This window comes from Pseudomonas sp. AN3A02, from assembly GCF_011765255.1.
GTDB lineage: Bacteria > Pseudomonadota > Gammaproteobacteria > Pseudomonadales > Pseudomonadaceae > Aquipseudomonas.
The window spans coordinates 215,588-228,470 of sequence record NZ_JAARNI010000006.1; the positions used below are offsets into that span (position 1 = coordinate 215,588).

9 protein-coding genes are annotated in these 12,883 nt (G+C 61.5%); 7 read left to right on the plus strand and 2 right to left on the minus strand.

Annotation, left to right across the window (positions count from 1 at the left end):
• Window positions 1-54: 54 nt before the first annotated feature.
• Together HBJ59_RS22410 and HBJ59_RS22415 are read left to right on the plus strand one after the other, a co-directional pair.
• Entirely contained in the window at window positions 55-1,488 is a 1,434-nt protein-coding gene (locus tag HBJ59_RS22410) for a PLP-dependent aminotransferase family protein (RefSeq protein WP_167664796.1), read from the plus strand.
• Window positions 1,489-1,572: 84 nt separating this feature from the next.
• Window positions 1,573-1,974 (plus strand): cupin domain-containing protein, encoded by a 402-nt coding sequence (locus tag HBJ59_RS22415; protein WP_076014881.1) that lies wholly within the window; start codon window positions 1,573-1,575, stop codon window positions 1,972-1,974.
• On the opposite strand, the gene HBJ59_RS22420 is transcribed toward HBJ59_RS22415, so the two are convergent.
• Window positions 1,971-2,600: a DNA-3-methyladenine glycosylase I gene (locus tag HBJ59_RS22420; protein ID WP_167664797.1), complete on the minus strand. Its 630-nt coding sequence runs from the start codon at window positions 2,598-2,600 to the stop codon at window positions 1,971-1,973. The genes HBJ59_RS22415 and HBJ59_RS22420 overlap by 4 nt on opposite strands.
• A 232-nt stretch (window positions 2,601-2,832) precedes the next feature.
• On the opposite strand from HBJ59_RS22420, the gene HBJ59_RS22425 reads away from it, so the two are divergent.
• The 3 genes from HBJ59_RS22425 to HBJ59_RS22435 all read left to right on the plus strand — a co-directional run bounded on the left by HBJ59_RS22425 (window position 2,833) and on the right by HBJ59_RS22435 (window position 5,697).
• Window positions 2,833-4,143, plus strand: coding sequence for a C4-dicarboxylate transporter DctA (locus HBJ59_RS22425; protein ID WP_076014883.1), 1,311 nt, complete (start codon window positions 2,833-2,835; stop codon window positions 4,141-4,143).
• Between the two features lie 145 nt (window positions 4,144-4,288).
• On the plus strand, window positions 4,289-4,993 hold the full coding sequence (locus HBJ59_RS22430; RefSeq protein ID WP_003212959.1) for a FadR/GntR family transcriptional regulator: 705 nt from the start codon (window positions 4,289-4,291) through the stop codon (window positions 4,991-4,993).
• Between the two features lie 17 nt (window positions 4,994-5,010).
• Window positions 5,011-5,697 (plus strand): GntR family transcriptional regulator, encoded by a 687-nt coding sequence (locus HBJ59_RS22435; protein ID WP_167664798.1) that lies wholly within the window; start codon window positions 5,011-5,013, stop codon window positions 5,695-5,697.
• Between the two features lie 232 nt (window positions 5,698-5,929).
• Here HBJ59_RS22435 and HBJ59_RS22440 read toward each other — a convergent pair whose 3' ends face one another.
• A complete protein-coding gene (locus tag HBJ59_RS22440) occupies window positions 5,930-10,789 on the minus strand; it encodes an NAD-glutamate dehydrogenase (protein ID WP_167664799.1) in 4,860 nt (1,619 codons plus the stop codon).
• Between the two features lie 468 nt (window positions 10,790-11,257).
• Here HBJ59_RS22440 and HBJ59_RS22445 point away from each other — a divergent pair, with 468 nt between their 5' ends.
• Window positions 11,258-11,614 carry a hypothetical protein gene (locus HBJ59_RS22445; RefSeq protein ID WP_076014887.1) on the plus strand — a complete coding sequence of 119 codons (357 nt, stop codon included), beginning with the start codon at window positions 11,258-11,260 and terminating at the stop codon, window positions 11,612-11,614.
• 309 nt (window positions 11,615-11,923) lie between these two features.
• Complete coding sequence (locus tag HBJ59_RS22450; protein WP_003218556.1) at window positions 11,924-12,883, plus strand: MoxR family ATPase; 960 nt, start codon at window positions 11,924-11,926, stop codon at window positions 12,881-12,883.

Below are 12,883 nucleotides of genomic sequence, written 5' to 3' on the forward strand. Positions count from 1 at the left end.
CTGGCGGGTGACTTGCGGTAATCTTGCGGGTGATTGCTTGCCTCTGGATGAACCATGGAACTGCACGTCGTTATCAAGGGCCGCAAGGACCTGGCCGAACAGCTTTACCAGCAACTGCGCACGGCCATTGAGTCGGGACAACTGGTGGCCGGGTCGCAATTGCCTCCCAGCCGCTTGCTGGCCCTGCAACTGGGCGTGTCGCGCAAGACGGTCTCAGACACCTACGCGGCGCTGACCTACGAAGGGTTGTTGGTCGGCAGGATCGGCCGTGGCACGTTCGTCAACGCCTGGGCCACGCGCCGCGAACACCTGCAAAGTGCCGCCGACCTCGCCTGCGCCGCCAACCTGGCCAAGTGGCAGGCCCTTCCCGCTCCCATGGGCCACCCCAGCCGTGAGACCCGCCCGAGCCGGGACTTTATCGGCGGCGCCACGGCCCGCAGCCAGTTCCCCCAGGATGAATGGCGGCGCTGCACCCTCGATGCCTTGCGCCGTATCTCACAGGACAGCGGCTTCTACAGCCGGCCGGAAGGTTTGCCGGCCCTGCGCAGTGCAATCGCCGGGCATATCGCGTTTTCCCGTGGGGTCAGGTGCAGCGAAGACGACATCGTAGTCACCAACGGCGCCCAGCAGGCGCTCGACCTGATCGCCCGCGTGGTGCTGGAGCCGGGCAGCGTCGTCGCCATGGAAGACCCCGGCTACCCCCCGGTGCGACTGATGTTCGACGCCATGGGGGCGACCGTGGTGGGCGTGCCGGTGGACGAGCACGGCCTGCGGGTCGACTTGATTCCCGACGGCACGCGGCTGATCTACGTGACACCGTCCCATCAGTTTCCCCTGGGCATGCCCATGAGCGTGCCGCGCCGTGAGGCATTGCTGGCACGTGCGCTGGCGCTGGGCGCCATCGTGATCGAGGATGACTACGACAGCGAATTCCGCTACGAGGGCCGCCCCACCGATTCCCTGCAAAGCATGGACACCCGCGGCGTGGTCGCCTATGTCGGGACCTTCTCGAAAACCCTCCTGCCGGAGTTGCGCCTGGGCTACACGGTGTTACCGCCGGCGATTTTTGGCGCGGTGCTCAAGGCCAAGCAACTCACCGACCAGCACAGCTCCACCCTGCCGCAATGGGCCCTGGCCAAGTTCATCAGCGAAGGCTACCTGCTCAAGCACATTCGGCGCTGCCATGGGGTGTATGCCGGGCGCCGGGAACGGATTCTGCAGCGCCTGGCGGGGGACCTCTCGCCGTGGTTCGAAGTGGTGCCCACCGTGGCCGGGTTCCATCTGGCCGCACTGTGCAAGGTGCCGGTGAATATCCCGCAGCTCACCCGACTGGCACGGGAGGCGGACGTGGGGCTCTATCCGCTGAGCGTGTTTTTTCACGACACACCGGTACGCGAGGGGCTGAAGATCGGGTTTGGCGCGATCGAAACCCTGGACATCGACCCGGCGCTGGACGTGGTGCGGGACATCCTGCAACAGATTGGCTGAGGGAATTTCCGCCGGATTGGCTATTGGTCAAATCCGGATCGGGGCCTAGGGTGAACGGGTCTCGACTCACTCGGAAGCCTCACCATGAAAGTACTGCTCGGCACCACCCTGCTGCTGGCCTCGTTAAGCGCCTTTGCCCACGACCCGGTATACAACCAGGAAAAGATCAACGTCTTGCAGGAACACGCCCTGACCAACGTCCCCGGCAAGAAAACCGTGATGCTCACCGTGGACTATGCGCCGGGCCAGGCCACCGTGCCCCACAGCCACACCGGCACTGCCGTGGCCTACGTGCTGGAGGGTGAAATCACCTCGCGGGTCAACGATGAGAAGGCGATCACCTACAAGGTCGGCCAATCGTTCTACGAACCGGCTGGCTCGCGGCACTTTGAATCGAGCAATGCCAGCCAGACTCAACCGGCGAAATTGCTGGTGGTGATGGTGATGGATGACAAGGCCGACGTACTCACACCGCTGCCACACTAAGGCCGTTTGAATTGCCGGCGCCGATCTTCGATCTGCTGCCGGCAGATACAGCCTTCAAGGTGGTCGTTGACCATGCCCATCGCCTGCATGAACGCATACATCGTGGTCGGCCCCACGTAGCTCCAGCCGCGCTTTTTCAGGGCCTTGGACAAGCGCGTTGAAGCGGCTGAAGTCGGGTTGGCCGTCCAGTATGCCAGGTCGACCTGCGCCGGGCGCTCATCGGCGGACGGCTCAAATGACCACAACCACGCCGCCAGCGAACCGGTCTCATCCACCAGCTCACAAGCGCGCCGGGCGTTGTTGATGGTGGACACGATCTTGGCGCGATTGCGCACGATACCCGGGTCGGCCATCAGCCGCTCGATATCCTGCTCGGTGTACTGCGCCACCCGGCGAAAATCAAAGCCCTCGAACGCCCGTCGAAACGCCTCGCGCTTGCGCAGGATGGTGATCCACGCCATGCCCGCCTGAAAACCCTCCAGGCAAATCTTCTCGTAAAGCGCAATGTCATCAGCCACCGGCACGCCCCATTCATGGTCGTGGTAATCCGGGTATTCCACTGCGGCCATGCGCCATGTACAGCGCGTCAGGCCATTCTCATCCGTCGTCAGTCCCGGAATATCCATAGCTCACCTGTTTGGCCAAGCTGCGGATGATAAGCGAAAAAAAATTCCCGCCGCCAACCGCTCAAGCACAGACCTTACGCACCAACTGGTCAGACCGGGACCGGCCATCCACGTAATATTTACTTGCGACTTGAAAAAACCCGAGCGTAGACTGGCCCCGCACTGGACATACCGGTCAGACCACAACAATTAAGCCCTGGACCCACCAGGGCACCGAATAGAGATCCTTCCCATGCTCAGATGGTGCTCGCGTTCGATTTTCCTGCAAGTCGTGATTGGCCTGATCATCGGCATAATCTGCGGCCTCGCCCTTCCCGAATTTTCCTCGCAACTCAAACCCCTGGGTGACGGCTTTATCAAGCTGATCAAAATGCTGATTGGCCTGATCGTATTCTGCGTGGTGGTCAGCGGTATTTCCGGCGCCGGCGACTTGAAGAAAGTCGGACGCATCGGCCTCAAGTCGGTGATCTACTTCGAAGCACTGACCACCGTGGCCCTGGTGATCGGCCTGATCATGGCCTTCAGCACCGGAATCGGCACTGGCGCCAATATTCACCTGGAACAACTGTCGTCTGCCGGCTTGAATGAGCTGGCCGACAAAGGCCAGCACATCAAGGGCACCAGCCAATTCCTGATGGACCTGATCCCCAACTCGGTGATCGGCGCCTTCGCTGACAACAACGTGCTGCAAGTGCTGTTGTTCTCGGTGCTGTTCGGCAGCGCGCTGAACCTGGTGGGCGAAGCTGCTTCCGGGATCTCACGGTTGATCAACGAACTGAGCCACGTGATCTTCCGCATCATGGGCATGATCGTGCGCCTGGCGCCCATCGGCGTGTTCGGCGCCATCGCCTTCACCACCAGTACTTATGGCCTGGATTCCCTGCAACACCTGGGCAGCCTGGTGGGCCTGTTCTACCTCACCTGCTTCCTGTTCGTCGCGGTGATTCTCGGCCTGGTGATGCGCCTGTCGGGCCTGCGGATGCTGCCGCTGCTCAAGTACCTGCGGGAAGAGCTGTTGATAGTGATGGGCACCGCCTCCTCCGACGCAGTGCTGCCCCAAATCATGCGTAAACTGGAGCACCTCGGGATTGGCAGCTCCACCGTGGGCCTGGTGATTCCGACCGGGTACTCGTTCAACCTCGACGGTTTTTCGATCTACCTGACCCTCGCCATCGTGTTTATCGCCAACGCCACCGGCACACCGCTGTCGATGACCGACCTGCTGACCATCCTGCTGGTGTCGCTGATCACCTCCAAGGGCGCCCACGGGATTCCGGGCTCGGCACTGGTGATTCTGGCGGCGACACTGACCGCGATTCCGGCGATTCCAGTGGTAGGCCTGGTGCTGGTATTGGCGGTGGACTGGTTCATGGGCATTGGCCGGGCGCTGACCAACCTGATCGGCAACTGTGTCGCCACCGTGGCCATCGCCCGTTGGGAGAAGGACATCGATATCCAGCGCGCCAACAAGGTGCTGGACGGACAGCAAGGGTATGCATTCCAGGCCAAGAAGCCGGTCTTGCCTGCCCACCAAGAGTTCTGATGAGACTGACTCATCCCCTGTGGCGAGGGAGCTTGCTCCCGCTGGACTGCGCAGCAGGCCCATTTTTTGGGGCCGCTTCGCGCCCCAGCGGGAGCAAGCTCTCTCGCCACACAAAGCAGACAGTCCAATTTAAAGGGAGCCACACGTGATCACCTCGTCAACCGTAGTCAATTCAGTGGTAGAAAAACTGCGCGCCGCCCTGGCGAGGGGTCAGTGGCGGCGCGGCGAGATGCTGCCCGGCCAGCGTGAACTGGCCGAGCAAATGGGCATCAGCCGCCCAAGCCTGCGCGAAGCAGTGATCGTGCTCGAAACCCTCGGCCTGGTGCGTTCCATGCCCGGCAAGGGCGTGGTGGTGCTGGAGACCACCCTCAGCGAATCCCAGGCCCAGGACAGCGGCGTGGCCGACGCCAGCCTCGAAGACATCCTGCAACTGCGCTACACCCTCGAGCCGTTTATCGTAGGTTTAGTGGCGCAATCCATCAGCAGCAAGGAAGTCGGGCAACTGCGCCTGACCCTGATGGACATGCGCGAAGCCCTCGACGCCGGCGACAGCGAAGCCGGGATGAACGCCTACATCGCGTTCCACGAAGAACTGTTCGCCCTGACTTCCAACCCGATCTTCCAGAACGTGGTGCAACAGACCAGCAATGCCCTCAAGCAAAGCGCCCAGGTGCTGCGCAACTCCCCCGAACACCTGGCGGAACGCTTGCAGGAAAACGACGCCGTGGTGCGCGCGATCCGCAACAAAAACAGCGCCCTGGCCAGCGCCGAAATGCGCCGGCACATCCTGCAGGAAGGCTTGCGCATGGGCATTCGCTTGAACATCCCGGATGACCATCTGGGTAGCTGACTTCCAGGAGACCGCGCATGACCGCTCACGCCCTGCACACCCCTTTCCCCTTTACGCCGTTGCGCCTGGTGGGCAAGCCGAAACTCTCGGTGGACGACATCTACCCGGCACTGTTCGACGCCATTCTCGAGCAACGCATCGCCCCCGCCAGCCGTTTTACCGAGGAGAGCCTCGGGCAAAGTTTTGGTGTCAGCCGCAGCGTCATTCGCCGAGTGCTGGCGCGACTGTCGCACCAACAAGTGATCATCCTGCGTCCCAACCACCGGGCCCAGGTGGCGGCACCCGATGCCCAACAAACCCGGCAGATTCTCGAGGCCCGGCGCCTGACGGAAATCACCGTGGTGCAGTTGGCGTGTGCTAATGCGGAGCCAGCGCAGGTACGACAGTTGCGAGAGTTGATTGCGCGGGAACGGGAATGCATCGAGCGCGACCAACGCGGGCCAGCGATTCGGCTTTCCGGGGAGTTTCACCTGCAACTGGCGGCGATAGCGGGTAACGCGCCGTTGGCGCAGTTTCTCAACAGCCTGGTGCCGTTGACCTCGTTGGCGATTGCGCAATTTGAGGCCAAGGCCTGCACGTATTGCGCGTGGCAGGAGCACAGGGCGATTGTGGATGCGGTGGAGCAAGGCGATGCCGGTACAGCCGTCACCTTGATGACCCACCATCTGGATTATCTGGAGGCCAAGCTGCTACGCAGCAATTAGGAGCACCGCTGACTTGTGGCGAGGGGGCTTGTCCCCCGTTGGGCTGCGCAGCAGCCCCAATGCAAGCACCACATTCATTTGGAAAATGCGTTTGCGGTTTTAGGGCTGCTGCGCAGCCCAACGGGGGACAAGCCCCCTCGCCACAGGGTTAACCACCCACCCACTCAATGAACAAAAAAAGCCCGGCATCTTTCGATACCGGGCTTTTTGTTTTAACGCTCAGTCAGACCCGTTACAGCACCGACTGGCCGCTCATCGCCAGGTCCAGCAACTCACGGTTGGCCACCGCGTACATGGCGTAGTCCGTACCGACCGCAGCACGAATCTCCACCATCATTGCGCGCCAGCGCTCCACCATGCTCGCGTTCTGCTCAAGCCACAGGGCCACGCGGGCTTCCATGTCTTCCGGCGCATCGGCCATTTGCAGAACCTTGATGGTGATCGCCCGTTGCTGCCAGTCCACGTCGTCGCGGAAGGCTTCGCGGGCCTGGGCCTGCCAGTTGTTGCCCACCGGCAGATCGCTGATCTGCTGCAGGTACCACGGCAAGTCCAGGGCGCTGCCCACGGCGAAGTACGCCTTGGCCACGTCCGCTGCGCTCTGACCGGTCACGTCAGCGGCTTCGATGATCGGCAGCAAGGTGTACAGGTGGGTAGTGCCTGCAACCATGCGCGCCAACAGTTCAGGCACACCGGCTTCGACATAGGCCTGGTACCGGTTCTGCCAGCCTTCGCGGGTCGGACCTTCCAGCAGTTCGTCGAGCTTGAGGCCCAACGCTGCCAGGTGCGGACCGAAGTGCGCGACGTCACGGGCAGCATCCTGCTCGTTGCGACGGCTGCGCAGGAACCAGCGTGTGGCACGGCGGCCCAGGCGCATCAGTTCGTCCATCAGCGCCAGTTGCACTTCAGCCGAAACCTGGTGGTCCAGGGCTTCGATCTGACGGAACCAGTGCGGGAGGTGGAAGATGTCACGCACGATCACGTAAGCACCGGCCACGTTAGCCGGGCTCATGCCGGTGGACTCTTTCAACCGCTGAACAAAGGTGATGCCCATGTGGTTGACCAGGTCGTTGGCGATCTGGGTGCTGACGATCTCGCGCTTCAGACGATGGCGACGCATGGCTTCGGAGAACTTCGCCACCAGGCTCGGCGGGAACGCGGTTTCCATGTCGCGGGTCAGGTAGTCGTCATCCGGTACCAGAGACTTGAGCAACGCTTCCTTGAGGTCGATCTTGCTGTAAGAGATCAGTACCGACAGCTCCGGACGGGTCAGGCCCTTGCCGGTGGCGGCACGCTCGGTCAGTTGATCTTCCGAAGGCAGGTATTCGATGGCGCGGTCCAGCTTGCCACGGCTTTCCAGGTCGCTCATCAGGCGCTTGTACTCGGCCGCTCGCTCGAAGGCTTTGCGGGCAGCCAGGGACAGGGCCTGGGTCTGCTTATAGTTGTTGCCCAACACCAGGCTGCCGACTTCGTCGGTCATGCTCGCCAGCAACTGGTTGCGCTGCTTGTCGGTCATGTCACCAGCCTGCACCACTTCGTTGAGCAGGATCTTGATGTTCACTTCGTGGTCGGAGCAGTCCACACCACCGGCATTGTCGATGAAGTCGGTGTTGGAACCGCCGCCATTGAGGCCGAATTCCACACGGCCCAATTGGGTCATGCCGAGGTTACCGCCCTCGCCCACTACCTTGCAGCGCAACTCGTTGCCGTTGACGCGCAGGGCGTCGTTGGCCTTGTCGCCCACATCGGCATGGCTTTCGGTGCTGGCCTTGACGTAAGTACCGATACCGCCGTTCCACAACAGGTCTACCGGCGCCTTGAGCAAGGCGTTCAGCAGTTCGGTCGGGGTCAGCTTGTCGGCCTGGATGTCGAAGCGTTCTTTCATCTGCGCCGAGATGGCAATGCTCTTCGCGCTGCGCGAGAAGATACCGCCACCTTCCGACATGATGCTGGTGTCGTAGTCGGTCCAGGACGAGCGCGGCAAGTCGAACAGGCGCTGACGTTCAGCGAAGCTGTTGGCCGGGGTCGGGTTTGGATCGATGAAGATGTGCAGGTGGTTGAAGGCCGCGACCAGTTGCAGCTTGTCGGACATCAACAGGCCGTTGCCGAACACGTCGCCGGCCATGTCGCCCACGCCCACCACGGTGATGCTGTCTTGCTGGACGTTGATGCCGCGCTCACGGAAGTGACGCTGCACGCCGACCCACGCACCCTTGGCGGTAATGCCCATTTTCTTGTGGTCGTAACCGGCAGAACCGCCGGAAGCGAACGCGTCACCCAGCCAGAAGCCATAGTCGATGGCGATGCCGTTGGCGATGTCGGAGAAGGTCGCAGTGCCCTTGTCCGCTGCCACCACCAGGTACGGGTCATCGTTGTCGTGGCGCACCACGTTCAACGGAGGCACCAGGGCGCCGTCTTTCAGGTTGTCGGTGATGTCCAGCAGGCCGGAAATGAAGATGCGGTAGCAGGCGATGCCCTCGGCCGCGATCTCGTCCCGACCGCCGCCCAGTGGCAGGCGACGCGGCAGGAAACCGCCCTTGGCGCCCACCGGCACGATCACCGAGTTCTTCACTTGCTGGGCTTTTACCAGGCCCAGCACTTCGGTGCGGAAGTCTTCTTCACGGTCAGACCAGCGCAGGCCGCCGCGTGCAACGTTACCAAAGCGCAGGTGCACGCCTTCAACCCGTGGCGAGTAGACGAAGATTTCAAACTTCGGCACCGGCTTCGGCAATTCTGGAATGGCGTGCGGGTTGAACTTGAAGCTGAAGTACGACTTGTTCTGACCGTTGGCATCCGCCTGGTAGAAGTTGGTCCGCAAGGTAGCCTTGATCAGGTCCAGGTAGCGACGCAGGATGCGGTCTTCGTTGAGCACCTGAACGTCGTCCAGGGCCGTGAGGATCGCTTGCTCCAGACGTTGCTGCTTGTCTTCCAGGTCTTCGGCGGTGAGCTTGCGCGCCAAGTAGAAGCGAGTCTTGAACAACCGAGTCAACTCGCGGGCGATGTCGGTGTGGTTGTTCAGGGTGCTGGCGATGTAACCCAGGTCGAAGCCCAGGCGAATCTGCTTCAGGTAACGGGCGTAGGCACGCAGCAGCGCCACGTCGCGCCAAGGCAGGCCGGCGGTCAGTACCAGGCGGTTGAACGCGTCGTTCTCGGCATCGCCGTTGACGATGTGCACGAACGCGTCCTGCAGGGTGTCGTTGAGCTGCTGGATGTCGAGGTTCAGGCCTTCAGCGGCGGTGAACGCGAAATCGTGAATCCAGAACTCGCGGCCATTGGCATGACGCAAGCGGTACGGGAATTCACCCAGTACACGCAGGCCGAGATTTTCCAGGATCGGCAGTACGTCGGACAGTGCCAGCGGGGTGTCGGCGTGATACAGCTTGCAGTGCAACTCGCGCTGACCGGAAACCTGGCCCAATGGCTGGTAGAAGCTCATCACCAGCGGGTTGGCTTCGGTGAGGCTGAGCAAGTGCTGCATGTCGACCACGGCCGAATGTGCCGCAAAACGCTCACGATACCCGGCCGGGAAGCCTTTCGGGAAATCCGCCAGCACGTTGGTGCCGTGGGCTTCGCCGAAGCTTTCCACCACCAGGCTGGAGTAGTCGTCCTGCCAGCTGCGGCAGGCCTGCACCACTTCTTTTTCCAGTTGCAGCGGATCGATGTCCAGGCGGTTCTTCGGGTCTACCCGCAGGATCAGTTGGACGCGAGCCAGTACGGACTCGGAGAAGAAGGTCCAGAACTCGCAGTCCGAGGCTTTCAGGCGATCCATCAGGACTTGCTGGATCTTCTGGCGCACTTCGGTGGAATAGATGTCGCGCGGCACATAGGCCAGGCAGTAGCAGAAGCGACCGTACGGGTCTTTGCGCAGGAACACGCGGATCTTGTTGCGTTCCTGGATCTGCACGATCGACATCACGGTGCTGAACAGCTCGTCCACCGGGGTCTGGAACAGGTCATCACGGGGCAGTACTTCGACCACCTGGGCCAATTCCTTGCCCAAGTGCGCCTTGGCCTGGAAGCCCGAACGACGCTCGATTTCCGCAACCTTGCGACGGATGTAAGGAATCACTCGCACGCTTTCGCCGTACACCGAGGAGGTGTAGAGGCCCATGAAGCGGCATTCCTTGACGACCTTGCCGGTGGCATCGATCTGGCGGATCGACACGTAGTCAGGGTAGGCCGGGCGGTGGACGCGGCTTGGGTGAGCAGCCTTGGCGAACGACAGCACAGCCGGCTCACGCAGGTAGTTCACTGCATAGTCTTCGATGCGCAGGTCATCGGCCGTCAGGCCCGGGCGCAGCAGCTTGGTCAGACCGAGGAACGAGTGAGTGTCATATTCGATATGACCGCCATCCGCCTCGTCACGTACCACAAACTCTTCATAGCCGAGGAAGGTGAAGTGGTTGCCCACCAGCCATTCCAGGAAGCTCTTGATCTCGGCTTTTTCTTCGCCGTCGATCACGTACGAGCTGGCATCGATACCGGCCAGCAGTTCCTGGACCTTGGCCTTCATCGGTTCGAAATCGGCGACAGCAACGCGCACTTCGCCCAGCACCTGCTCAAGTTCCTTGCTCAGGACACTCAGCTCGGCGGCGTTGGCGCAACGGTCGATTTCCAGGTACATCAGCGATTCTTGCTGAACGTCTTCGCCCTGGGTGCCTTTCGGCAGGATTTCCAGCAACTCGCCCTTCTTGCCACGACGCACGCTGAGCACGGTGGTTTGCAGGGTATGGATGCTGTAGCCACGGCGGTTCAGCTCGGTGCGTACCGAGTCCACCAGGAATGGCAAGTCGTGGTGCAGCACTTCGACCGCGGTGTGGGTCGATTGCCAGCCATGACGTTCGTAATCGGGGTTGTAGACCCGCACTTGCGGTTGGTTGTGATCAAAGCGCTCAAGCAGGCGCCAGGCAGACAGGGTGCAACCGGCCAGGTCGGACAAGCGACGCTGGGTCAGTTCATCCAGGGAAATAATGCCGAAAAATTGTTCAGCGAACAGCGCCACTTGTGGCAGTGCCTGTTCACTGATGTGCTGCGCCAGTGCCGCTTGCAGTTGGTGCTGGAAGTCGGCTTTGCTGGCTGCGGTGAAGAACGCCATCTGTGGTACTCCGCTTGGGCTTGTTATTGATGGAAGCGTCGCGTGTTATCCCCTTGCGGGGAGACCGTCAGCTCTGTTCGCGGTCTACAGTAACGAATTCAGAGTGACAGGTGGGTGAAGCTGGACAAGACAATGAGGTCACATTCAACTTCCATAAGATGCGCACCTTGCCAGGTGACGGTACGACGGGCAGGTCAGACTCCCGGCAGGGCACATCCGTTGCGCAGCTTAACGAGTGTAGGAAGCAGGCTGCTTGCGACGCTGCGACATATTCGGTCATCGGCACGCTGCTGGCGGGTTGCGACTTGGGCAACCGGGTGTTTTCGGAGAAATCCCGGGGCGCCGAGTATCGGAAATGACTGATGTAGCCCGCCAGGTCATGCCAAAAGGTCTGACACACGATGCAGCACAAAATTCGCCGTAATGGCACAATTGCCCTGCTTCGCCCTCCCCCAGACAGGATTAACCATGCCATTGCAACTCACCACCGCCCACCTGATCGTCAACCCGTGCGATGACGAAGAAGACAACATGGCCATGCTCTGCTGCCACGGCGACAAGGGCGAGATGTTCATGGTGACCCGTTATCCGGATGAGGACGAGGTGGAGATCACCTGGGATTACGAGCCGTCGACCCTTGACGGGCTGAAGATCACCCTGAGTGCCACGACGTTGCTGGTGGAAATTGGCGCAGCGGATGCCGATGCGTTGGGCGGCAGCGATCATCTGGAAATCACCCACGGCACCGCCGCGTCGGACCTGGCCGAAGTGGAGGCAACCCTGCAGAACATTCTCAAGGGCACCGGGACCTATATCCGGGCCTAGCTGCCAAACCCGCACAATGTGGCGAGGGAGCTTGCTCCCGCTGGGCTGCGCAGCGGCCCCAAACCAGCCTACTGCGTTCTTCCTGGAAAAACTCGACAGCCTTATTGGGGCTGCTGCGCAGCCCAGCGGGAGCAAGCTCCCTCGCCACAACGGCAGGTGCCCGTCGGCAAAATCTTCGGAAATTTCCCACATTTCCCAAAAATACCCCCCACGCCGTTAGTCGCCAGCCCCTGCGATGCATTAAAGTAACGCCCCCAGGCCTGGCATTTTTCGCAATGCCCAGTCTCACCCCTCCAGGAACCGTCATCGATGGAACATCGTGAAGCGCTGCTTGCGCTGCGAACCTTTCTTTCAACGCAGATTCTCGGCCAGGAAAAACTCATCGAGCGCTTGCTCATTGCCCTGCTTGCCGATGGCCATATGCTGGTTGAAGGCGCTCCCGGGCTGGCCAAGACCAAGGCCATCAAGGAGCTTGCCGAAGGGATCGAAGCACAGTTCCATCGGATCCAGTTCACCCCCGACCTGCTGCCCGCCGACATCACCGGCACCGAGATCTATCGTCCGGAAACCGGCAGTTTCGTGTTCCAGCAAGGCCCGATCTTCCACAACCTGGTGCTGGCGGACGAAATCAACCGGGCCCCGGCCAAGGTGCAGTCGGCATTGCTCGAAGCCATGGCCGAGCGCCAGGTCAGTGTCGGGCGCAGTACCTATGAGCTGTCGCCACTGTTTCTGGTAATGGCCACGCAAAACCCGATCGAGCAGGAAGGCACCTACCCGCTGCCTGAAGCCCAGCTCGACCGTTTCCTGATGCACGTGAAAATCGGCTTCCCGGACGCCGCTGTCGAGCGCCGCATCCTGCAGCAAGCCCGTGGCGAAGCGCTCAACGGCGAAACCAAGCCCGAGCGCCGGGTCAGCCAGCAGGCGATATTCGCCGCGCGCAAGGAAATCCTCGGCCTGTACATGGCCGACGCGGTGGAGGAATACCTGGTGCAACTGGTGATGGCCACCCGTACCCCGGCCAAGTTCGACCCGGAAATGGCCGAGTGGATTGCCTATGGCGCCAGCCCGCGCGGCTCGATTGCCCTGGACCGCTGCGCCCGGGCCCACGCCTGGCTGGCCGGTCGCGACTTCGTCAGCCCGGAAGACATCCAGGCGGTGCTGTTCGACGTGCTGCGTCACCGGATCATCCTGTCGTTCGAAGCTGAAGCGGCCGGTATCGACCAGGACCGTGTGGTGCAACGCATTCTCGACGTCGTTGCCGTCGCTTGA